The 23,028-nt window shown below is 40.8% G+C and carries 20 protein-coding genes and 1 pseudogene; all 21 read left to right on the forward strand.

Annotated features, from left to right (window positions below; translation table 11 throughout):
* The first annotated feature begins 43 nt into the window (after positions 1 to 43).
* Positions 44 to 355 (forward strand): hypothetical protein, encoded by a 312-nt coding sequence (locus O2S85_RS08060; protein ID WP_269412149.1) that lies wholly within the window; start codon positions 44 to 46, stop codon positions 353 to 355.
* A 121-nt stretch (positions 356 to 476) separates the two neighbouring features.
* A pseudogene (locus O2S85_RS08065) lies at positions 477 to 1,774 on the forward strand (IS91 family transposase).
* A 359-nt stretch (positions 1,775 to 2,133) separates the two neighbouring features.
* Positions 2,134 to 3,942 (forward strand): translation elongation factor 4, encoded by a 1,809-nt coding sequence (gene lepA, locus O2S85_RS08070; RefSeq protein ID WP_269412150.1) that lies wholly within the window; start codon positions 2,134 to 2,136, stop codon positions 3,940 to 3,942.
* A 97-nt stretch (positions 3,943 to 4,039) separates the two neighbouring features.
* Entirely contained in the window at positions 4,040 to 5,206 is a 1,167-nt protein-coding gene (gene hemW, locus O2S85_RS08075) for a radical SAM family heme chaperone HemW (protein WP_269412151.1), read from the forward strand.
* A gap of 76 nt (positions 5,207 to 5,282) precedes the next feature.
* Positions 5,283 to 6,314 (forward strand): heat-inducible transcriptional repressor HrcA, encoded by a 1,032-nt coding sequence (hrcA, locus tag O2S85_RS08080; RefSeq protein WP_269412152.1) that lies wholly within the window; start codon positions 5,283 to 5,285, stop codon positions 6,312 to 6,314.
* Positions 6,315 to 6,599: 285 nt separating this feature from the next.
* Positions 6,600 to 7,184, forward strand: coding sequence for a nucleotide exchange factor GrpE (gene grpE, locus O2S85_RS08085; protein WP_269412153.1), 585 nt, complete (start codon positions 6,600 to 6,602; stop codon positions 7,182 to 7,184).
* A 29-nt stretch (positions 7,185 to 7,213) separates the two neighbouring features.
* A complete protein-coding gene (gene dnaK, locus O2S85_RS08090; protein ID WP_269412154.1) occupies positions 7,214 to 9,052 on the forward strand; it encodes a molecular chaperone DnaK in 1,839 nt (612 codons plus the stop codon).
* A 174-nt stretch (positions 9,053 to 9,226) separates the two neighbouring features.
* Complete coding sequence (gene dnaJ / locus O2S85_RS08095) at positions 9,227 to 10,351, forward strand: molecular chaperone DnaJ (protein WP_269412155.1); 1,125 nt, start codon at positions 9,227 to 9,229, stop codon at positions 10,349 to 10,351.
* A 127-nt stretch (positions 10,352 to 10,478) separates the two neighbouring features.
* Complete coding sequence (gene prmA, locus O2S85_RS08100) at positions 10,479 to 11,414, forward strand: 50S ribosomal protein L11 methyltransferase (protein ID WP_269412156.1); 936 nt, start codon at positions 10,479 to 10,481, stop codon at positions 11,412 to 11,414.
* A 26-nt stretch (positions 11,415 to 11,440) separates the two neighbouring features.
* A complete protein-coding gene (locus tag O2S85_RS08105; protein WP_269412518.1) occupies positions 11,441 to 12,199 on the forward strand; it encodes a 16S rRNA (uracil(1498)-N(3))-methyltransferase in 759 nt (252 codons plus the stop codon).
* Complete coding sequence (mtaB, locus tag O2S85_RS08110; RefSeq protein WP_269412157.1) at positions 12,199 to 13,554, forward strand: tRNA (N(6)-L-threonylcarbamoyladenosine(37)-C(2))-methylthiotransferase MtaB; 1,356 nt, start codon at positions 12,199 to 12,201, stop codon at positions 13,552 to 13,554. The genes O2S85_RS08105 and mtaB overlap by 1 nt, the downstream gene beginning before the upstream one ends.
* Positions 13,555 to 13,580: 26 nt before the next feature.
* A complete protein-coding gene (gene deoC / locus O2S85_RS08115; protein WP_269412158.1) occupies positions 13,581 to 14,240 on the forward strand; it encodes a deoxyribose-phosphate aldolase in 660 nt (219 codons plus the stop codon).
* 177 nt (positions 14,241 to 14,417) lie between these two features.
* Positions 14,418 to 14,594 (forward strand): 30S ribosomal protein S21, encoded by a 177-nt coding sequence (gene rpsU / locus O2S85_RS08120; protein WP_018931586.1) that lies wholly within the window; start codon positions 14,418 to 14,420, stop codon positions 14,592 to 14,594.
* A 15-nt stretch (positions 14,595 to 14,609) separates the two neighbouring features.
* Entirely contained in the window at positions 14,610 to 15,056 is a 447-nt protein-coding gene (locus O2S85_RS08125) for a GatB/YqeY domain-containing protein (RefSeq protein ID WP_269412159.1), read from the forward strand.
* 207 nt (positions 15,057 to 15,263) lie between these two features.
* Complete coding sequence (locus tag O2S85_RS08130) at positions 15,264 to 16,595, forward strand: NfeD family protein (protein WP_439649441.1); 1,332 nt, start codon at positions 15,264 to 15,266, stop codon at positions 16,593 to 16,595.
* A gap of 27 nt (positions 16,596 to 16,622) precedes the next feature.
* Complete coding sequence (floA, locus tag O2S85_RS08135; protein WP_269412160.1) at positions 16,623 to 17,618, forward strand: flotillin-like protein FloA; 996 nt, start codon at positions 16,623 to 16,625, stop codon at positions 17,616 to 17,618.
* Between the two features lie 29 nt (positions 17,619 to 17,647).
* Positions 17,648 to 18,112: a YqfB family membrane protein gene (locus O2S85_RS08140; RefSeq protein WP_269412161.1), complete on the forward strand. Its 465-nt coding sequence runs from the start codon at positions 17,648 to 17,650 to the stop codon at positions 18,110 to 18,112.
* Between the two features lie 104 nt (positions 18,113 to 18,216).
* On the forward strand, positions 18,217 to 18,495 hold the full coding sequence (yqfC, locus tag O2S85_RS08145) for a sporulation protein YqfC (RefSeq protein WP_439649442.1): 279 nt from the start codon (positions 18,217 to 18,219) through the stop codon (positions 18,493 to 18,495).
* 32 nt (positions 18,496 to 18,527) lie between these two features.
* The gene (yqfD, locus tag O2S85_RS08150; RefSeq protein WP_269412162.1) at positions 18,528 to 19,754 is read left to right on the forward strand and encodes a sporulation protein YqfD; all 1,227 of its coding nucleotides are present in this window, start codon (positions 18,528 to 18,530) and stop codon (positions 19,752 to 19,754) included.
* Between the two features lie 2 nt (positions 19,755 to 19,756).
* Positions 19,757 to 20,716, forward strand: a complete 960-nt coding sequence (locus O2S85_RS08155) for a PhoH family protein (protein WP_269412163.1) — start codon at positions 19,757 to 19,759, stop codon at positions 20,714 to 20,716.
* A gap of 71 nt (positions 20,717 to 20,787) precedes the next feature.
* On the forward strand, positions 20,788 to 22,932 hold the full coding sequence (locus O2S85_RS08160) for an HD family phosphohydrolase (RefSeq protein WP_269412164.1): 2,145 nt from the start codon (positions 20,788 to 20,790) through the stop codon (positions 22,930 to 22,932).
* The last annotated feature ends 96 nt before the right edge of the window (positions 22,933 to 23,028 follow it).

Consider the following 23,028-nt stretch of genomic DNA (forward strand, 5'->3'; position numbering starts at 1 on the left):
TTTACCAGCATTATATCGCCAAAAGCAAGGGAGGGAATGGCAGATGGTACGGGCAGTTATCACATTGTTGTTATTGGCAGTTTTCTTTCTGTCGGGAATGCTTTATGGCATAGACCATGGTCAAGAAGCAGAAACTGTGCAGCAGGAGGAGCAGGTACAAGAACAGGATAGCTCAAAAGCGGATGTGAATAAACAAGAAGTTGAGACGATAGAAGTAAGCAACGAGCCCGAACCGGAAATGGATACCTCTGCACATCTTACCCAAAAAACAGCTTCTTTTTTAGGTGATATTATTAAAGGAATTTATGAGATGGTTGTGATGATCTTCTATCAATTTGCCCAAGTATTTTTTTGACTAAAAACCCTCTGTTATTCGCTATTGCAGTGTTATAATAACAGGGGGTTTTTGTTTAAAAGATAGGAAAGTATAAAATTTGGGTCTACCGCAGTGAGTGTTACTGTGGTATTTTTTATGTATGGGGAAAAACATATTAAAAGAAATCTTCTTTGACGAAAATCAACATTGGGAATCATTCAAAAGGAAATACGGAAAGAGAATCCGTCCTATTGTCATAAAGGAGGTAGAGAAATTTCGTGACTGTGGAGATATGAAAAAAGGATTCAAACTTTTTGTTTGCGAGGGCTGCCATGATGTAAAGCGTATTCCCTTCCGATGTAAGGGACGTTTTTGTACAACCTGTTCTGTTGGAGAAAGCGAAGAATGGAGTCGTCTATTGTCTGAGGACGTATTACAAGTGAATCACCGACATGTGATACTCACAATTGATGAAGGGCTACGGGATATATTCCTTTTACATCGTGAGCTTTTAAAGCCACTTATGGATGAAGCAGCCAAATTACTTACTGACTATTTTCAGAAGAAAGCCAAGGTGATACCGGGGATTATAGTTGGATTGCATACGTTTGGTTCCAAAGTGAATTTCAATCCCCATGTACATATGATGGTAACGATGGGGGAATCACGAAAAAAGGGGAATGGAAAGGATACGATTTTATACCATTCAAGATGCTTCGAAAGCAATGGCAGACGGTAGTGTTGAAGCTCATCCGAAAAAACTTGACGAAGCAAGAAAAGAAAAGGGTACAGCCAAGATTACAAAAGGCTTTTTCCGCAAATGGGGAAGGCTTCTATGTGTATGCTCCCAAACAAAGAGGAAAGATAAAAGAGCAGCTTCGCTATATTGGCCGCTATATTCGTCGACCAGCGATTGGAACCAATCGGATCGAGGCATATGATGGTCAAACTGTAACTTTTAAGTATGTGGACAAGACAGATGGGAAAGAAAAACATGAAGTAGTTACAGTAGAAGAGTTTATCATCCGTTTAATACGTCATATTCCGGATGAACAATTTAAAACGATTCGTCATTATGGCATGTACTCAAGAAGGAGCAAGAAGTTAAGTAAAAAGCTGTTGGCTACATGGCAACAAGGAACAAAACGATGGATACTGAAGGTGAAAAAGACATTACGCCGCCAAACATGGAGAGAGCGTATTATTTCAAGTGGACAAAAAGATCCAATGATTTGCCCACATTGCAACAACTATTATGAGTACATGGGTGAAGTCTGTCTTGAGGGAGGACGATTAGAAATAAAAATAGCATTAACGAAAGAAGCAAAAAGCTATCTAGAAAGGGTGATTCATCATCTCGAAGGCAACGGGCAAGAAAAGCAAAAAGAGGAAAAAGGGAACCGACCATCTGCGCCCCAAGAAGACGTTTGTCAATTATCATTGTTTGGTGTGTCATGAGGAGGAGAAGATTCCTTATGATGTCGTACAGGAATTTGATTTGATGGATGGAGGAGATCCAACAACTCCACCCAGATTTAGTTGTGAACAATGTGGGGGAGACATGTATCCGGAGTATTATAAGGGCATACATGGACAGGAATATAAATTATCGGATTTTCTCTAACTATGGTGGATACAAAAGGACCGGGCGGGGTTTGCCCGGTTTTTCTTATAAATGCATGTACCAAACGGGAATGAACATAGAAAACAGGCTCTCCGCCTTTCTTATTGAATGTCAGGGCTGCTATTGCTATAATCTATCCTAGTAAACACATCATGTTTTCACGGTACAATACATGTAGGAGTGAACAGCACTTATGGCGAAAACACAAAGAAACGTCCGCAATTTTTCGATTATCGCTCATATTGACCACGGAAAATCAACACTGGCGGATCGGATTTTGGAAAAGACAAAAGCACTAACGCAACGGGAAATGAAAGAACAATTTCTTGATGCCATGGATTTAGAAAGAGAGCGCGGGATCACGATCAAGCTAAATGCTGTCCGGCTCCATTACCAGAGTAAGGGCGGAGAGGAATTTATCTTTCATTTGATTGATACACCCGGGCATGTTGATTTTACATATGAAGTTTCGCGAAGTTTGGCTGCCTGTGAGGGGGCCATTTTAGTTGTTGATGCTGCACAAGGGATTGAAGCGCAGACATTGGCAAATGTATATCTCGCCCTGGATAATGATCTGGAAATCATCCCTGTAATTAATAAGATAGACTTGCCTAATGCCGATACAGACCGGGTAGCTAAAGAACTTGAGGATGTAATCGGGATTGATAAAGATGAGGTGATTCTTGCCTCGGCAAAAGACAGTATCGGCATCGATGAAATTCTTGAAAGAATCGTTGAAGCAATACCAGCACCAGAAGGAGATGATAACGCCCCATTAAAGGCGTTAATTTTTGATTCGATATATGATCCGTACCGTGGCGTGATTGCTTATATCTGTGTGAAAGAAGGTATGGTAAAAGTTGGCGACAACATTAAAATGATGGCGACTGGAAAGGAATTTGAAGTAAACGAGGTTGGCGTTTTTACACCAAAACCGGTTCCGCAAACAGAATTGAGGGTGGGTGATGTGGGCTATTTAACAGCATCCATCAAACAGGTTGGTGATTCAAGGGTTGGTGACACAATTACGCTTGCCGATAACCCTGCCGATACACCACTGTCAGGTTATCGAAAATTAAATCCGATGGTCTTCTGCGGCCTATACCCGGTTGATTCGAACAAATATAATGATCTTCGGGAGGCACTCGAACGTTTGGAACTAAATGATTCATCGCTACAATATGAGGCAGAAACATCACAAGCCTTGGGATTTGGCTTTCGGTGCGGATTTCTCGGACTCCTGCATATGGAAATTATTCAAGAACGGATTGAGCGGGAATTTAATATTCAATTAATTACTACTGCACCAAGTGTTATTTATGAAGTTGAATTAACAAATGACGATATAGTAGAAGTGGACAATCCTTCCGAAATGCCCGACCCGCAACAGATCAAAGAGGTCAGGGAACCTTATGTAGAAGCAACTGTCATGGTTCCAAACGATTACGTGGGTCAGGTTATGGAAATTTGTCAGAAAAAACGCGGTCAATTTGTCAATATGGAGTACTTAGATGATATCCGGGTAAATGTTATTTATCACCTTCCATTATCTGAAATTGTCTATGATTTCTTTGATCAGTTAAAATCGCAGACGAAAGGGTATGCATCCTTTGATTATGAGCTAATTGGTTATCAAGACTCCAAACTTGTGAAAATGGACATTCTGTTAAATGGCGAAACGATCGACGCATTATCGTTCATCGTTCATCGGGACTTTGCTTATGCTCGTGGGAAACAAATTGTTGAGAAACTAAAAGAATTGATCCCGAGGCAACAATTCGAAGTCCCGGTACAGGCGGCAATTGGCAATAAAATTATCGCCCGTTCAACCATCAAAGCAATGCGCAAAAATGTTTTGTCAAAATGCTATGGCGGCGACATTTCCCGAAAACGTAAGCTGCTCGAGAAGCAAAAAGAGGGTAAAAAACGCATGAAAATGGTTGGTTCTGTTGAGGTTCCCCAAGAGGCATTTATGGCTGTCCTGGAAATGGGTGACGATTAAACTATTTGAAATGGGTAAAACCTGACAACGGTTTTACCCCTATTTCTGTGCAAATGGGAAGACAACGAAAAGAGCTTTACGAAAAGGGTGAGAAAACATGGATCCACGCGTTCAATCGGTCTATATTCATATTCCATTCTGTCAGCAAATCTGTCATTATTGCGACTTTGCGAAGATTATTTATAACGAAAAGCGGGGAGACAGGTATATCGAAGCGTTAGCCAATGAAATAAATACCCAAATTAAGGGGAAACATAAGCATGTAAAAACGATTTTTATTGGAGGCGGTACACCGACTGCCTTAAACTTGAGACAATTGCGAGCATTGATGGAACTGATCAATAAAAAATTCGTCGTATCAAATTGTGAGGAATTTACGATTGAGGCAAATCCTGGTGATTTTAACAGCGAAAAAATCAAACTTTTAAAGGATTATGGGGTTAACCGGGTGTCACTTGGTGTACAGGTTTTTGATGATGCGATGCTTCAGGAACTTGGTCGCTTGCATCGGGTAAAAGATGTTTATCGTACTATTGATCTGCTTCACCAACAGGGGATTTTTAATATCAGCATTGATTTAATCTATGCATTACCAAACCAAACCATTGAAGATTTTCGTCACACAGTTAATGAAGCGATTCAGTTTCAGCTGCCGCATTATTCCACATATGCCCTGCAAATTGAACCCAAAACCGTATTTTATCAACGTTATAAAAAAGGGAAATTGCATCGTGTACCACAGGAAACCGAGGTAGTCATGTATGAACTGCTGCAGAAAACCATGCGTGACAATGGTGTCTTGCAATATGAAATTAGTAATTTTGCCAAGCCGGGCTTTGAGAGCAGACACAATTTAACGTATTGGAACAATGAATACTATTATGGTTTTGGTGCGGGCGCCCATGGGTATTTACCCGGTAAACGAACTGGCAATATCCGGCCGCTTCCAGCATATGTAAAACAAGCCATGAAAGATGGCAATCCGGTATTAAATACGGAAACAATCGGTTTAAAAGAACGAATTGAGGAGCAGATGTTCCTAGGTTTGAGGAAACTTGCCGGGATTTCAAGGCATATCTTCCAAGAAAAACTTGGGCTGGAAATGGACACGCTCTATCAAACAGAGATCAACCAGCTGATACAAAAAGGGTGGCTGGCAGATGATGGTGATCGCATCCGGTTAACCGATCAAGGCTTATTGTTTGGTAATGAAGTATTTGAAAAGTTTTTATTAGACGATGACGATCTGGTTCATCTTTATTGACAAAAAAAAGGTGATTTGATAATTTAATAATAGAATTAGCACTCGGAACAAGAGAGTGCTAACAGAGGTGATCATCATGTTAACTGAAAGGCAGAAGTTAATTCTACAAGTCATTGTTGATGATTTCATCCAGACAGCACAGCCAGTTGGGTCACGTGCAATCTCCAAAAAAAAGAATATTTCCTACAGTCCTGCAACTGTTAGGAATGTCATGGCAGACTTGGAGGAAATGGGCTTTTTGGAAAAGACACATTCTTCTTCCGGTCGGGTCCCTTCTGAAAAAGGGTATCGTTTTTATGTAGACAATTTGTTAACAATGCAAAAACCTTTAGAAGATGTCACTGTCATTCGACAGATTATGCATGATGGCTTTTTCGAGTTTGAAAAGCTTGTACAAAAATGTGTTGAGGTACTTTCTGATTTAACAAACTATACGTCCATCATATTGGGCCCTGAAATTTTTGAAACGACGTTAAATCAAATTCAGATTGTTCCCTTGGCACCGCAAACCGCTGTGGCCATTTTAATAACAAATAACGGTCATGTGGATCATCATACGTTTTCCATCCCCAAAGAGTTGGATCCGGCTGACCTTGAAAAAATGGTAAATATCTTGAACGATCGATTGTCTGGGGTACCGATTATCGAGTTACCGGAAAAATTGAATACAGAAGTAATGGAACTCATGAAACTGTATGTTAGTGACTTTGAAAAATCCTATGATTATATAAAGGCTGCTTTTTCCAATGAACATCAAGCCAAATTATATATTGGCGGGATGGCCAATATGTTAATGCAGCCGGAATTCAAAGATGTTGAAAAAGTTCGTTCTTTTTATGCCATGATGGAAAAGGAAGAGGAAATCGCCAACCTTCTGAAAACGAAGAAAGACGGGATTAAAGTTTCGATTGGTCACGAAAACAAGGTGGAAGCAATTAAGGATTTGAGCCTAATTACTGCAACCTATCATTTTGGCGATGAACAGATGGGTACGATTGCCCTGCTTGGACCGACCCGGATGCAATACAAAAGAGTCATTAACTTGTTGGATGTGTTATCTACCGAGATGAGCGATGCACTATATACGTGGTACAAAAATAATGATTAACGTCTGAATGACACACGGTTTTTTAAAGGTTAAGAAGGTATAAAATTCACAGCTATATTAAGATTATACTAAGGAGGCCCCGTCCGGCTCCAGCGTCCAGCGACTAGCATCAGTTCGTGGGTAAGGATGTTCGGCTAAAAACGCCGCTTTGCGCGGCAACGCCGAACCACCCGTGTTGCACGGGCGCAGTTTGTACGTCGCTAACCGGACGCTTGCGCCTTTGTACTTTTAATTGCGTAACCTTTCATGGTATAGTCTTACGTGGTATGTAAATAGGAGGTGGCTATGGTGACAGAACAAAACAAGGAAACGGCTGATACAAATGAATTTACTGAAACAGAACCGGAAACTGAAATCCTAGATGAAGAAACAAATGACGAAGAACAAACCCTGGACTCTGATGAAAGTGTAATGGAATCATTAAAGGAAGAGATTGCCAGTTTAAAACAAGAAAAAGAGGATATGTATCAGAGGGTGCTACGAAGTCAGGCAGAATTTGAGAACTTTAAAAAGCGTACGCAAAAAGAACGGGAAAAAGACCGTAAATATAAAGCACAGGATTTGGTGAGTGAATTATTACCTGCGCTTGATAATTTTGAACGTGCACTTAATGAGGAAGTGACGGAAGCTAATAAAAGTTTTGTCGAAGGAATCGAAATGGTTTATAACCAGCTGAAGGATGCCTTGAAGAGTCAAGGTGTTGAGGAAATTGAAGCAGTTGGCAAGCCTTTTGATCCAAATGTGCATCACGCGGTTATGCAAATAGAAGATCCTGAGCTGGAAGCAGGCAGTGTCGTAGAAGAATTACAAAAAGGATACATGCTAAAAGATCGGGTAATCAGACCAGCAATGGTAAAAGTAAATCAATAACAGATGAGCAGTAAAGGAGGAAATCGATTATGAGCAAAATAATCGGAATTGACTTAGGAACAACCAATTCATGTGTATCAGTAATGGAAGGCAAAGAAGCAGTCGTGATTCCTAATCCTGAAGGAAACCGGACAACTCCTTCTGTTGTAGCATTTAAAAATGGGGAACGCCAGGTTGGTGAAGTAGCTAAACGTCAAGCAATTACCAACCCAAACACTATTCAATCGATCAAACGTCATATGGGTACAGATTATAAGGTGAAAATTGACGATAAAGATTATACACCACAGGAAGTATCGGCTATTATCCTGCAGCATATTAAATCATATGCTGAAGATTATTTGGGCGAAACTGTTGATAAAGCGGTTATCACTGTACCTGCCTATTTTAATGATGCAGAACGTCAAGCTACAAAGGACGCTGGTAAAATTGCCGGTCTGGAAGTAGAACGAATTATTAATGAACCAACTGCTGCTGCTTTGGCATATGGTATTGACAAAGATGATCAGGATCAAACTATCCTTGTCTATGACTTGGGCGGGGGTACATTTGACGTGTCCATCCTGGATATCGGTGATGGTACATTTGAAGTTGTGGCAACAGCTGGAGACAACCGTCTTGGCGGAGATGATTTTGACAAAGTTATCATTGATCATCTGGTACAAGAATTCAAAAAAGAAAATGGCATTGATCTATCCAAAGACAAAATGGCCATGCAACGTTTGAAAGATGCAGCCGAGAAAGCGAAAAAGGAATTGTCAGGTGTAACGCAAACACAAATTTCCCTGCCATTTATTACAGCAGGAGATGCTGGTCCATTGCATTTGGAAATGAGCTTGTCCCGCGCGAAATTTGATGAATTATCATCTGATTTGGTTGAGCGCACCATGATACCAACAAGAAAAGCGCTAAGAGATGCTGACCTTTCCGCTAGTGATATTCATAAAGTTATCCTTGTTGGTGGTTCAACACGTATTCCAGCGGTTCAGGAAGCCATCAAACGGGAAACCGGTAAAGAACCGTCAAAAGGTGTGAACCCTGATGAAGTGGTTGCTCTTGGTGCAGCAATTCAAGGTGGTGTACTTCAAGGTGACGTAAAAGATGTACTGTTATTAGATGTTACTCCATTATCATTGGGGATCGAAACAATGGGTGGCGTATTCACTAAATTAATTGAGCGTAATACTACCATTCCAACCAGTCATTCACAAGTATTCTCTACTGCTGCCGATAATCAAACAGCGGTTGATATCCATGTCCTGCAGGGTGAGCGGGAAATGGCACAAGACAACAAAACTCTTGGCCGCTTCCAATTGACTGATATTCCACCTGCACCAAGAGGGGTACCGCAAATTGAAGTATCCTTTGACATCGATGCGAACGGGATTGTTAATGTCCGGGCGAAGGATATGGGGACAAACAAAGAGCAGTCGATTACAATTAAATCCTCATCTGGTCTGTCTGATGAGGAAGTCGATCGGATGGTTAAAGAAGCGGAAGAAAACGCAGAAGCGGACAAAAAACGCCGGGAAGAAGTGGATATCCGCAATGAAGCAGACCAGTTAATCTTTACGACGGATAAAACAATCAAAGACCTTGGTGATAAAGTATCTGATGACGAGAAGCAAAAAGCGGAAACTGCCAAAGACGAATTGAAAAAAGCAATAGAATCTGATGATATCGACCAAATCAAGGAAAAGAAAGATGCTCTGCAAGAACAGGTGCAACAGTTATCAGTCAAATTGTACGAACAAATGCAACAAGATCAACAACAGGCTGGTCAAGGTCAGGAAGAAAGTCAAAAATCCGATGACGATGTCGTTGATGCTGACTATAAAGAAGTAGACGACGATGAAGATAAGAAATAAGTGAAAAGAGGGAGCTCGATGGTTCCATATCCTGAACCTCGAATGAGAGCTAACCCAGACCCAGGAAAAGTCAAAGTCAGGATCCGTGGCTTTGACTTTTCTTATTTGCTATTATCTTGCAGTTGATGGTAAGATAAAACCTATGCAAGAAGTGATTCGGGGAGTGATTAACAAGTGAGTAAGCGTGATTATTATGACGTGTTAGGTGTAAGTAAAGACGCTTCAAAAGATGATATTAAAAAAGCCTACCGCAAATTGGCGAGAAAATATCACCCTGATGTGAACAAAGAAGAGGGTGCTGCGGATAAATTTAAGGAAGTTAAAGAAGCATATGAAGTTTTAAATGATGAGCAAAAACGGGCACAGTATGATCAGTTTGGCCACGCTGGTGCACAGAGTCAAGGATTCGGCGGGTTTGGCGGTGCACAGGACTTCGGTGGCTTTGGTGATATTTTTGACATGTTCTTTGGTGGTGGCGGTCGCAGTCGTGACCCGAATGCCCCACAACAAGGTGCGGACTTACAGTATACGATAACACTTGATTTTGAAGAAGCTATTTTCGGAAAAGAAACTGATATTCGCATTCCAAAAGATGAGACATGTGAAACTTGCCATGGATCGGGGGCAAAGCCTGGTACAAAAACTGAAACGTGTTCACATTGTCACGGTTCCGGCCAATTGAACACGGAACAAACTACACCATTTGGCAAGGTAGTAAATCGCCGGGTTTGTCATTATTGTAATGGAACAGGTAAAATTATTCCTGAAAAATGCCGTACCTGTGGTGGTAAAGGTACAGTAAAAAAACAGAAGAAAATTCATATATCGATTCCGGCTGGTATTGATGAGGGACAGCAAATCCGTGTAGCCGGAAAAGGCGAACCTGGCGTTAATGGTGGCCCTGCCGGTGATCTTTATGTCGTTGTCCGGGTTAAAGCCCATGAGTTCTTTGAGCGCGAAGGCGACCATATTTTTTGTGAACTACCCGTAACCTTTACACAGGCGGCGCTTGGGGACGAAGTGGAAGTTCCAACCGTTCATGGTAAAGTAATGCTGAAAATCCCAGCGGGTACGCAAACAGGTAAAACGTTCCGGCTCAAAGGAAAGGGAGCACCCAATGTTCGCGGCTACGGATACGGTGATCAGCATGTTAAAATCCGCATCGTTACACCACAAAAGTTAACCGACCGCCAGAAAGAACTGCTTCGTGAATTTAACGAGATTGGTGGAAATGATGCAACAGAGGAACAAGATGACTCTTTCTTTCAACGTTTTAAAAAAGCCTTTAAAGGTGATTAATCATGTTTTTTAATGGTGCCCTGAAGACGGGTGCCATTTACATAGTAAAAAAAGAGAACACATGCAGATTATCTCTGGGATGCTTGGTGTCTGACAGCTGCATTTGTTCAAGAAATGGGTGGATGGATTGAAGTGGTCGGAAATATGTGTTCATACAACAAATGAAGCAATTGAACCAATATCGAACATTCTTCATGAAAACGGGGCAAGTGGTGTCGTGATTGAAGACCCACTGGACTTGGTAAAGGTGAAGGAAAATGAATTTGGGGAAATATACGAGTTGAATCCCGATGAATATCCTGAAGAAGGTGTATATATTAAAGCCTACTTACCCGTTAATAGCTTTATAGGTGATACGGTAGATGAAATCAAGCAAGCCATTAATAATTTACTGATCTATGATATAGATTTAGGTCGTAACCAGGTTACCTTAAGTGAGGTAAAAGAAGAAGAATGGGCAACCGCCTGGAAGAAATATTATAAGCCTGTTAAAATATCCAAAAGAATTACCATAACCCCGACATGGGAAGATTATCAGGCTGTATCCAGTGATGAATTAATCATTGAACTGGATCCTGGCATGGCATTTGGCACTGGTACACACCCGACAACGGTATTAAGTATGCAGGCCCTGGAACAATATATAAGTAACGGTGATCTGGTGATAGATGTTGGTTGTGGATCAGGAGTATTGAGTATAGCTTCCGTAAAACTTGGTGCAAATCAGGTATTTGCCTATGATTTGGATGAGGTTGCGGTAAAAAGTACAAAAATGAATGCCAAATTGAATAAACTTGATTCGCAGATCGAAACAAAGCAAAATAACTTGTTGGATCATGTTAATAAACAGGCAGATGTTATTGTTTCCAACATTCTAGCTGAAATTATTGTTCGGTTTATTCCTGACGCCTGGCGTAATTTAAAGGAAGGTGGCCTGTTTATTACATCGGGTATTATTCAACCAAAAAAACAAATGGTGAAGGATCAGTTAATAGACAATGGCTTTACGATATTGGAAATAAACGAGATGGAAGATTGGGTCTTGATTGTGGCGAAGAAGTAGATATGATGGAGAAGAAGGTGGTTGGCATGCAGCGTTACTTTATCCCCAAGAGCAATTGGCGGGATAATACGGTAATAATTACCGGTGATGATGTCCATCATATGTTAAGAGTGATGCGGTTTCGTGATGGCGATAAAATAATATGCAATCACCCGGATGGACAAGCAGCAATTTGTAAAATCCACCCGCAAGATCATGATACAGTAGTAGCAGATATCATAGAATGGCTTGATGAATCTGGAGAGCTTCCTGTTCACGTAACCATTGCACAGGGGCTGCCTAAAGGGGATAAGTTCGACCTGATTTTGCAAAAAGGCACAGAATTAGGCGCAGCTGGATTTATACCATTTCAATCTGAGCGTTCAATCGTTATATGGGACAAGAAAAAGGCTGAAAAAAAGTATCAGCGATTCGCAAAAATTGTGAAAGAAGCAAGCGAACAAAGCCATCGAAACCGAATTCCCGAAATTCATGCGCTAGTGAATATGAATGGACTTGTCGAATTAAGTCATCATTACGATGTGTTGCTTTTTCCGTTTGAAGAAGAAGCAAAAACGGATGATTACCAGTCGTTTGCCAACATCGTTAAGCAAATGGAACCCAACCAGCGTATTCTCGTTTGTATTGGCCCTGAAGGCGGTTTTTCAGATGGGGAAGCAGCGGCTTTAAAAACAAATGGTTTCTCTCCGGTTCGGTTAGGCCCGCGTATTTTACGGACAGAAACGGCTTCATTATATGTTTTAGCAAGTATGTCATATCATTTAGAAGAATTGGGGTGTAAATAATGCCAACAGTAGCCTTTCATACATTGGGCTGTAAAGTGAATCATTATGAAACAGAAGGAATTTGGAACATGTTTAAAGAAAACGGCTATGAACGGGTTGATTTTGATCGCCAATCAGACGTTTATGTCATTAACACATGTACCGTAACCAACACGGGTGACAAAAAAAGCAGACAGGTTATTCGTCGTGCCGTCAGAAAAAACCCTGAAGCGGTTGTATGTGTAACTGGTTGCTATGCACAAACATCACCAGGGGAAATTATGGAGATACCTGGGGTAGATGTCATAGTTGGCACACAAAACCGAAAAAAAATGATTGATTATATTGAGGAACATCAGAAAACGCGCGAACCGATAAATGGGGTAACCAACATCATGAAAAATCGTGTGTTTGAAGAAATGGATGTTCCGGCATTTACGGACAGAACGCGAGCATCGCTGAAAATTCAGGAAGGATGCAATAATTTCTGCACGTTCTGCATTATTCCATGGTCACGTGGTTTACTCCGTTCCCGGAAACCCGAAGATGTACTTCACCAGGCGCAACAGCTGGTTGACGCGGGGTATAAAGAGATTGTTTTAACTGGTATTCATACAGCCGGATACGGTGAGGACATGAACGATTATAATTTTGCCAAACTCTTACAGGAATTGGAGACGAAGGTAGATGGATTAAAACGAATCCGGATTTCTTCGATTGAGGCAAGTCAAATCACGGACGAGGTAATCAGTGTATTGGACAAGTCAAAGAAAATTGTCCGTCATCTGCACATTCCATTACAATCCGGATCTGATGCCGTGTTAAAACGGATGCGCCGGAAATATTCCAGTTCGTATTATAAGGAAAAAGTGGATAAAATTCGCAAAGCCTTACCAGGTCTAGCGATTACATCAGATGTTATTGTTGGCTTTCCAGGAGAAACAGAAGAGGAGTTTATGGAAACTTACGATTTTATTAAAGAAGTTGGTTATTCTGAACTGCATGTATTTCCTTTCTCCAGACGGACAGGGACACCTGCAGCCCGTATGCAGGATCAGGTTGATGAGGATGTTAAGAATGATCGGGTGCAGCGGATGATCGAATTATCCAATCAATTGGCAAAAGAATATGCTTCTGATTATGAGGATGAGGTCCTGGAAGTGATTCCTGAAGAACGTATGCCGGACAAAAATAATCCCGATTTGCTTGTCGGTTATACCGATAATTATCTGAAAGTGGTATTTGCCGGCAGTCACGATCTGATTGGTAAAATAGTACGGGTGAAGATAACAAAATCGGGATATCCGTATAATGAAGGCATGTTTGTCAGGGTAATGGATGATGCGACTAACCATCCAATTCGTGTGTCTTCTTAAGTTTTAAAGAAAGGAAGGATCATTTTATGGGAAAAGAATTGGCCAAATATATTGACCATACCCAATTAAAACCAGATACCACCGCAGAAAAAATGCAACAGGTTGTCGAGGAAGCACGCAAGTATCAATTTGCATCAGTTTGTGTCAACCCCTATTGGGTAGCATATTGTCATGAACAACTGCGGGAGACAGACGTAAAAGTATGCACGGTGATTGGATTCCCATTGGGTGCAACAACAACTGAAACAAAGGTATTTGAAACGAAACAAGCTATACAAAATGGTGCGACAGAAGTGGACATGGTCATTAATATTGGTGAATTGAAGTCCAATCATGACCAGATTGTTAAACAAGATATCGAAGCGGTTGTTTCTGCTGCAAAAGGGAAAGCACTTGTCAAAGTTATTATCGAAACTGCATTACTAAATCACGATGAAAAGGTACGGGCATGTAACTTGGCAAAATCTGCAGGAGCCGATTTTGTCAAGACTTCCACCGGGTTTTCGGGTGGAGGAGCAACTATTGAGGATATTCAATTAATGCGGGAAACGGTCGGTACCGAAATGGGGGTCAAGGCTTCAGGTGGTGTGCGTGATGCTAAGGCAACAAAGGCGATGATTTCTGCAGGAGCGACACGAATTGGTGCCAGTGCAGGAGTCGATATTATTGCTGAATCCGATGTTTGAAGGAAACGAAAAAGTTTCACCCCGATAAAATTGGTGTATGAGTTGACCTCTGGATTTGGTTATATTATAATTTAACAAGGCATGTATAAAGGGTATGTTAAATGATCTCTTAAGATTTACTTATGCAACATGTGCCTGTACAATCTGTTTTATGCTTCGGAGGGAGGGGAAATTAGCATGTCAAATACAACTCGCGTTCGTAAAAACGAGTCTCTCGAGGATGCTCTTCGTCGCTTTAAACGTAGTGTATCAAAAAGTGGTACACTCTCAGAATATCGCAAGCGTGAATTCTATGAAAAGCCAAGCGTTCGGCGTAAAAAGAAATCTGAAGCTGCTAGAAAGCGTAAGTTCTAAAGAGGGTGGCCAACCATGTCATTAATTGAACAGTTGAATCAGGATTTAAAACAAACAATGAAGCAGAAAGATAAGGAGAAGCTAAGTGTTATCCGAATGATCAAGGCTTCATTACAAAATGAATCAATTAAACTTAGTAAAGATCAACTTTCTGAGGACGAAGAATTAACCATTTTGTCAAGAGAGTTAAAGCAACGAAAAGATTCCCTCCAAGAATTTAAATCAGCTGGACGCGATGATCTTGTTGGAAAACTTGAAACGGAAATTGAAATGATACAGGAATATATGCCTAAGCAGCTCTCGGATGATGAGCTTGAGGCAATCGTTCAATCGACAATTCAGGAAGTTAATGCAACATCAAAAAAAGATATGGGTAAAGTAATGAGCGCTATTATGCCGAAAGTAAAAGGCAAGGCAGATGGTGCAAAAGTGAACCAGCTTGTACAAAAACATTTAGGCTGATTACCTGTCATGATTTACAGAAATGAAAGGTCTTTGTCAAATTTAGACAAAGGCCTTTTTTTACGGAAGATGATTTAGTGATTTTCTCATTTTATCCATACCGAAGTACCTAATACATGTGATACAATTTAAATAATATTCCTGAAACAAAATCGCGAGTGAATCGTAATAGTAAATGATGGTAGGAAAAAGGGGGGGAGATAGGTTGTGACACAAAGCAGGCTGGTGTCATATTTGCTGATTGGTCTAGTTGCTATCTTTTTTTCCGTACCAGGTATGCAGACAGCCCAGGCACAAAAAGAAAATGGAAACGAAAAACTTGTTTATGTGATCCCCATTGAAAAGGAGGTAGAAAAGGGTCTGGCTTCTTTTTTGACCAGGGCTATTAAAGAGGCTGAAGAGGCTGAGGCCGACCACATTATCTTTGAAATTGATACACCTGGGGGTCGGGTCGATGCTGCGGGACAAATTGCCACTTTAATGCAGGACTTGAAAATACCGACAACTGCTTACATCGTCAATCAGGCGTTATCAGCCGGTTCCTATATTGCCTTGAATATGGACACCATTTATATGCGGCCACATGCTACAATGGGTGCAAGCGGTGTAATTAATGAAGATGGAACGGCTGCAGATAAAAAAGCGCAATCTGCATGGCTTTCGGCGATGAAAGGTGCAGCCGAATCAAAAGGTCGCGATCCGATTTATGCCAAGGCTATGGCTGATCCAGAGATAGATTTACCTGAGTATGGTGCTCCAAAGGGAGAATTTTTGACCCTCGATGCAAAAACAGCGGTCAACGTTAGTTATTCTGAAGGAATCGTCAAAAGTCGAACAAATTTGTTGCATGAACTTGACTTGACAAATGCAGCCGTTCAGGAAGTGACACCAACTTTCTCGGAGGAATTAGCCAGATTTTTGACAAATCCAGTCGTTGTTCCTATCTTACTGTCTATCGCAAGTATTGGACTGATTGTGGAATTGTATTCGCCGGGATTTGGGATACCAGGAATTATGGGGTTATTATCGCTTATCCTGTTCTTCTATGGCCACATTGTTGCAGGTCTGGCTGGTCATGAGGCAATTATTTTACTTGTTTTGGGAATTATTTTAATTATCACGGAGTTTTTTGTCCCGGGTGGAATTGTCGGATTATTGGGTGTTGCTTCGATTCTCGGATCCTTATTTTTATCCGGCGAAGATCTTGGACATATGGCTTTAAGCGTTAGTATTGCATTGGCTGTTGCCATTGTTGTTTCCATTATTTTGTTTAAAATCATTGGACTTGAAAAAGGTTTCTTTCGGCATATTATTTTACGTGACCGGACCACGTCGGAACAAGGCTATGTATCCTCCACTAACAGGCTGGAATTAATTGGTTTAGAAGGGATTACGGCTACACCATTACGACCATCCGGGGCAGCCATTTTTGATGACGAACGAATTGATGTCGTCTCGGAGGGTAGTTTCATCGAAAAAGATAAACCTGTTAAAGTTGTGATGGTAGAAGGAGTTCGTGTTGTAGTTAGAGAAATTTAGTTTTTCAATATTGGGAGGTAAGAGGAGATGGAATTAACACAAATTATGCCGATTATCATCATCGGTATCATCATCATTGTAATTGCGGTTCTTTTTACATTTATTCCAGTGATGCTTTGGATTAGTGCACTGGCGGCAGGTGTCAAGGTTGGCATCTTTACCCTGGTTGGAATGCGTTTGCGCAGAGTTGTGCCATCAAGAGTGATCAATCCGTTAATTAAAGCATATAAAGCTGGGTTAAATGTACAGACAAATCAGCTGGAAAGTCACTATCTGGCCGGTGGTAATGTTGATCGGGTGGTTAATGCCTTAATCGCTGCCCACCGTGCTAATATTCAATTGTCGTTTGAACGCTGTGCAGCAATTGATTTAGCTGGGCGCGATGTTCTGGAAGCTGTTCAAATGAGTGTTAATCCAAAGGTGATCGAGACCCCATTTATATCCGGGATTGCCATTGACGGGATTGAGGTAAAAGCAAAGGCAAGAATCACCGTGCGCGCCAATATTGACCGGCTTGTCGGTGGTGCCGGTGAAGAAACAGTTATAGCTCGTGTCGGGGAAGGAATTGTTAGTACAATTGGTAGCTCGGAAACGCATGCGAAAGTATTGGAGAACCCGGATTCGATTTCCCATAATGTGTTGAACCGCGGGCTTGATGCTGGTACTGCATTTGAAATTTTGTCCATTGATATGGCAGATATTGATATTGGTAAGAATATCGGTGCAATTCTGCAAACGGATCAGGCAGAAGCAGATAAAAATGTTGCCCAGGCAAAAGCGGAAGAACGCCGGGCCATGGCTGTTGCGCTTGAACAAGAAATGGTTGCCAACGTACAAGAAATGCGTGCAAAAGTTGTCGAGGCAGAAGCTGATGTTCCACGTGCACTTGCAGAAGCATTGCGCTCCGGCAATTTGGGAGTAATGGATTACATGAATTACAAAAACATTGATGCCGATACCGATATGCGTGATTCCATTGGAAAATTATCAAAAGATGACAGTGATGAAAACGATGAACAGTAATTTATCTGTCATGAAAAGAGGTGGCATACATGGAAGTGTTGCTTGTCATTCTGGCCATTATCAGCGGGGTTATTGGTCTTTTTAAAGATAAAAAAGGTCACCAAACAAATAAAAAGCCCAATCGGACACCAAAAACAGCATCGCCACCAACAAAACGGAATTACCGACAGCAACGGACTGAACCGGTATCTTCTGATCATTCGCCGGGATCAACGACGATTGTCATGCAAGAGCAGTTTGATTCGCAAATGCATGAGCTGGAACGGATGAAACGAAATGCTAGTAATGATGACGGTGGGGGTATTTACCTAAACTTGGAGGATGCATTAAAAAAATCCAAGCAATCTAATGAAAATAAATTGGCCATGAAAAATCAAATCAAGGATAATTTAAACCGTAAAGGATTGATTGATGGGATTATTATGGCGGAGGTTTTGGGATCGCCAAGAGCACGCAAAGCGTATCGCAATATCCCAACACAACGGAGAAAATAACGAAAAGCCTTCATTAAAAGTAGCAATTTACTTTTAATGAAGGCTTTTTTGTTCTTATCTTGCTTATTTTTTCATAAACATGATGGTGAGAGGGGGCTCTGTATGTGAAATGGTATAAAAAAATTACACCATGGCTAACAAATCATTTAGCACTCCCATCAGATGTCATTCTTGAACTTCCTAGAATAACAATGATTGGTCAAATACACGTTTATATTGAAAATCATCAAGGGCTCGCAGTTTATTCCGAGAACGAATTGAAATTAAAAACGAATAAAGGCTACATTCAAATTCTGGGATCATCATTTGTACTTAAAATGATGCTTCCGGAAGAAATATTGGTTGAAGGAACAATAGAAGAGGTGAAATTTATTCCAGCGTAAGGTTTTAAACTGTTGCTATGGAGGAGGAGACCATGAAACAAATCCAGGGACCATTTATAACCGGTTATGTAACAATAATGGTAAAAGGGAGCATGCCGGAGCTGTTCTTTCAACGCTGTGTGAAACGCGGGATATTGATTTGGGATATCGAAAAGGAGTCACAACAGGTTTGCAAAGGCAATATCAGGCTTCAGGATGTTCATTTAATCAAAGAAATTCGCCGGGGAACCGACTATAAAATATCATTTATCAGGAAAAAAGGGTCCCCATTCTTGTGGCGGCGGTTTTTGCGAAAACGGGAACTTGTTCTTGGCCTTATACTAAGTGTTTTGTTAATCTTTTTTCTATCGAATATTATTTGGGAAGTAAAGATAACCGGTGTGCCAAAAGATATTGAAAAGAAAATTGACAAGCAGCTGGATGCGTATGGCATTCATGCCGGGTCATGGAGTTTAACATTGAAACCAGCAAGTGTCATTCAGCAGAAATTGGTGAATGACATTCCTGAACTCCTTTGGGTTGGTGTGAACAAAAAGGGGACAACCTACTTTCTGGAAGGTGTTGAAAAGGCAATCGTAAAAGAAAAAGAGGTGAAAGGTCCGCGCAATTTGATCGCAACAAAAAAAGGCGTTATTAAAAATATGTTCGTTAAAAAAGGCCTTGGAAAGGTTCATGTGCATGATTATGTCGAACCCGGAGATCTGCTTGTGACAGGTGAGCTTGATTTTGAGACAGAAAACAACCCAAAACAGGAAGAAGACGATAAAAAAGCTAATAACAAGCTGATCGCTGCTGAAGGTGAGGTTATTGCCCAGACATGGTATAAGGTAAACGTTACCGTACCATTAAAAGCAAATGTGGAAATGCTTAGTGGTGATAGCAAGAAAAAATACTTTTTACGTTTTGGAGAAGTGAAACTACCGGTTTGGGGGTTTGGGGATCCGGATTATCAAGATATACATAAAGAGGAAACGGATAATCCAATTCAATTCCTCAAGTGGAAGCTTCCAGTTCATTTTGTGGAATCAACCTTAAACGAACAGAATTTTCACCAACTGAAGCGAACGAGGGAAGAAGCAGTAAAAATTGGCCTGAAACAAGGGGAAAATGAATTGCAGTTACGGCTGGGACCTGATGCAAAAATAACTTCACAAAAAATTTTGCATGAGTCAACAGAGAATGGTAAAGTTAAAATAACCTTATTCACTACAGTAGAAGAAAATATCGCCAAAGAAGAACCTATAAATCAAGGAGATTGAATATGGCAGAGAATCTGAGTACAGCGGACTTACAAATTAATAGTCCCAATGAGGCCTTGGCCTTGTTTGGTATAAATGACAAAAATTTAAAGCAAATTGAAGAGCAATTATCAGTATCTATTGTTACCAGGGGTGAACAAATTCGCGTATCTGGTGCCACTGAAGATGTCGAATTGGTTAAGGAAATATTAATGACATTTCTATCAATTATTCGCAAGGGCCTGACGATTTCCGAACGTGATGTTGTTTATGCAGTGGAACTGGCCAGGGGTGGAAAGATTAATCAACTGGAGACTTTATTTGAAGATGAAATCACAAAAAATGTAAAGGGAAAATCCATCCGGGTTAAAACCTTAGGGCAAAAAAGTTATGTTGCTGCAATCAAATCCAATGACCTTGTATTTGGAATTGGTCCGGCGGGTACAGGGAAAACGTATCTGGCAGTAGTAATGGCTGTTCATGCACTAAAAAACGGCCAGGTCAAGCGGATTATCCTGACTCGGCCTGCTGTAGAGGCTGGGGAAAGTTTAGGTTTTCTGCCTGGAGATTTAAAAGAAAAGGTTGATCCCTATCTTCGTCCTTTATATGACGCATTACATGATGTTTTAGGTGCAGAACATACATTACGATTGATCGAACGGGATACAATTGAAATCGCTCCACTTGCTTATATGCGGGGAAGAACATTGGACGATGCATTTGTTATCCTGGATGAGGCGCAAAATACTACCCCGGAACAAATGAAGATGTTTCTTACACGGCTGGGGTTTGGTTCGAAAATGGTCATTACCGGGGATATTACACAAATTGATTTACCTAAAGGGGTTAAATCAGGTTTGCATGTGGCAAGTCAATTATTAGAAACTGTTAAAGGGATTTCTTTTGTGTATTTAAATCCGACTGATGTTGTACGGCACCCATTGGTACAGCGAATTATTGATGCATATGAACAAGTGAAATAATATTTTCGCAGATCCGGGAAAGTGGGTCTTATTTTCATCTTAGGAGCGTGCCCATGAATGGAGATGAGACTGTGAAAAATACCATAAGAAACCTTATATCATCGTTTCGTAGTACAAGGTCGAAATGGCTTACAATCGTTATTCCAATCATCGTTTTAGGGATTCTTTTCTTCTCATTGACGGTCAATAATGTGTTTACCCCAACATATGATATTGACCGATTCGGGATTGCCAAAGAGACTATTCGTTCACCAATCACGATTGAAAACAAACAAGAAACAGAACGAAAAACAAGGGATACAGTGCAATCGGTGAACGATCGTTATGAAACTTCCAAGGAGATCACCAATGAGCAAATTGGCTATGTAAATGAACTTTTCGATGCGGTCAAAAAATTGGACAAAAAAAAGGACGGGAAGGATTCACAAGCCGACGATGAGTTAACCACCCGTGAAAAGGTGCAAAAATTATCAAATGTATTATCACCGGAAATAACTGAACACGTTGATGAATTAATTCTGACACAACTATTGAAAACTTCACCTGATGAACGCAGAAAAGGTCAGAAGGTTATGGTTGATGCGTTGAAAAATGTATTCCATGAAGGGGTACGAACGGAAAACGTACAAACTGCCAAAGCGGAAGTGAAACAACAAATAAAATATTCCAGCCTTGATAATCAATTACAACAAGCCCTCATGTCTTTAAGTAACTTCGCTGTCACAGAGAACGCCGTGTTCGATGTTGAGAACACAATGGCTGCAAGAAAAGACGCTGCAAGCAGTGTAGAGCCGGTGATGATTCGGGCTGGTGAAATTATTGTCCGGGAAGGGCAAACTATCACAAATGAAAAGTATCAGCAACTAAAATTGGTCGGCTTATTAAATAAAGAACGGAATGTTTACCCGATTATCGGTTTAGCATTACTACTATTGCTAATTACTGGTACAATTGGTTATGAAATGTATGTATTGGATAAAAGAAAACAGCTGAATAAAGGAAAAGCAGCTGCGATCATTCTTATCAGTATTTTTGTAGTCGCCTTAATGAAGGGTGTGAGTCTTTTTACAACCCAGATCAATCAATTATATTATCTGGTTCCTGTTGCTACTGGCGTGTTATTGTTAAAACAGTTGATTCACGAACGGTTTGCAATTGTATTAGCTGGACTATATGCTATTCTGGGAAGTATTATTTTCAATGGTGAAATCCCCGGGTCTCTGAACATGGAGGCCGGTATCTATTTCTTTTTTTCTCAGCTGGCAGCTATTGGACTTCTAGCCAATACAAAAGAAAAAGACCGGCTGGCTATTGTAAAAACTGGAATTGGGCTTGTCATTGTCAATATTATTACCGTACTATTATTTTTATTTTTATCATTTGAAAAATATAATTGGATAGACTTTTTTATTCAGTCAGGCTTTGGTATAGGCTCTGCTTTTTTATCAGTCGTATTAACAATTGGATTGCTGCCGTTTTTTGAAACAGGGTTGGGAATTCTGACCGATATGAAATTACTTTCCTTATCAAGCCCGAACCAGCCATTGATAAAAAAGATTTTGACGGAAGCACCAGGAACCTACCATCATTCGATAATGGTTGCCAATTTGAGTGAAGCAGTGTGTGAAGCGATTGGTGCGAATGGTTTACTGGCACGTGTGGGGGCATATTACCATGATATTGGCAAAACAGTCAGGCCGCATTATTTTATTGAAAATCAGCTGGCTGTTACGAATCCGCACGATCAACTTGATCCAAAGGAAAGTGCTAAAATCATTATTAGTCATCCATACGATGGTGTGGCTATGCTCCGGGAACAGCGACTGCCGGAAGAAATCATTGACATTGCAAAACAGCATCACGGAACAACCCTTCTGAAGTTCTTTTATTACAAGGAGAAGAAAAAGAATGATCAGGCAGAGGAAGCAGATTTTCGTTATCCGGGGCCAAAACCACAGTCTAAAGAAGCAGGTGTAGTGAATATTTGTGATTCAGTTGAGGCAGCAGTTCGGTCATTAAAGGAGCCAACAGAAGATAAAATAGAAGAAATCGTTTCCTCAATTATTAAAGACCGCTTACTGGATGGACAATTAGATGAATGCCCATTAACAATGGAAGACTTGCACATTGTAAATGAGACAATTTGTGAGACATTAAAAGGTATATTTCATTCAAGAATTCAATATCCTACAACAAAGGCGGAGGCGCCCGGTTAGTGGCGTACAAACTGGAAGGAGCCTGAAGTTTGCTAGCCACTGGGCGCTGGAGCCGGACGGAGCCAACAATGGCAAGGGCTAAAGAAAACCTGAAAT

Source organism: Lentibacillus daqui, from assembly GCF_027186265.1.
Lineage (GTDB): Bacteria > Bacillota > Bacilli > Bacillales > Amphibacillaceae > Lentibacillus_C > Lentibacillus_C daqui.

What these genes read in the sequence shown, in the direction of transcription:
- hrcA (WP_269412152.1), top strand. Translation starts at nt 5,283, where the DNA reads ATGTTAACTGAAAGGCAGAAGTTAATTCTACAAGTCATTGTTGATGAT.
- O2S85_RS08140 (WP_269412161.1), top strand. Translation starts at nt 17,648, where the DNA reads ATGGAAGTGTTGCTTGTCATTCTGGCCATTATCAGCGGGGTTATTGGT.
- floA (WP_269412160.1), top strand. Translation starts at nt 16,623, where the DNA reads ATGGAATTAACACAAATTATGCCGATTATCATCATCGGTATCATCATC.
- deoC (WP_269412158.1), top strand. Translation starts at nt 13,581, where the DNA reads ATGGGAAAAGAATTGGCCAAATATATTGACCATACCCAATTAAAACCA.
- O2S85_RS08105 (WP_269412518.1), top strand. Translation starts at nt 11,441, where the DNA reads ATGCAGCGTTACTTTATCCCCAAGAGCAATTGGCGGGATAATACGGTA.
- yqfD (WP_269412162.1), top strand. Translation starts at nt 18,528, where the DNA reads ATGAAACAAATCCAGGGACCATTTATAACCGGTTATGTAACAATAATG.
- grpE (WP_269412153.1), top strand. Translation starts at nt 6,600, where the DNA reads ATGGTGACAGAACAAAACAAGGAAACGGCTGATACAAATGAATTTACT.
- lepA (WP_269412150.1), top strand. Translation starts at nt 2,134, where the DNA reads ATGGCGAAAACACAAAGAAACGTCCGCAATTTTTCGATTATCGCTCAT.
- mtaB (WP_269412157.1), top strand. Translation starts at nt 12,199, where the DNA reads ATGCCAACAGTAGCCTTTCATACATTGGGCTGTAAAGTGAATCATTAT.
- hemW (WP_269412151.1), top strand. Translation starts at nt 4,040, where the DNA reads ATGGATCCACGCGTTCAATCGGTCTATATTCATATTCCATTCTGTCAG.
- O2S85_RS08125 (WP_269412159.1), top strand. Translation starts at nt 14,610, where the DNA reads ATGTCATTAATTGAACAGTTGAATCAGGATTTAAAACAAACAATGAAG.
- dnaK (WP_269412154.1), top strand. Translation starts at nt 7,214, where the DNA reads ATGAGCAAAATAATCGGAATTGACTTAGGAACAACCAATTCATGTGTA.
- rpsU (WP_018931586.1), top strand. Translation starts at nt 14,418, where the DNA reads ATGTCAAATACAACTCGCGTTCGTAAAAACGAGTCTCTCGAGGATGCT.
- O2S85_RS08060 (WP_269412149.1), top strand. Translation starts at nt 44, where the DNA reads ATGGTACGGGCAGTTATCACATTGTTGTTATTGGCAGTTTTCTTTCTG.
- O2S85_RS08155 (WP_269412163.1), top strand. Translation starts at nt 19,757, where the DNA reads ATGGCAGAGAATCTGAGTACAGCGGACTTACAAATTAATAGTCCCAAT.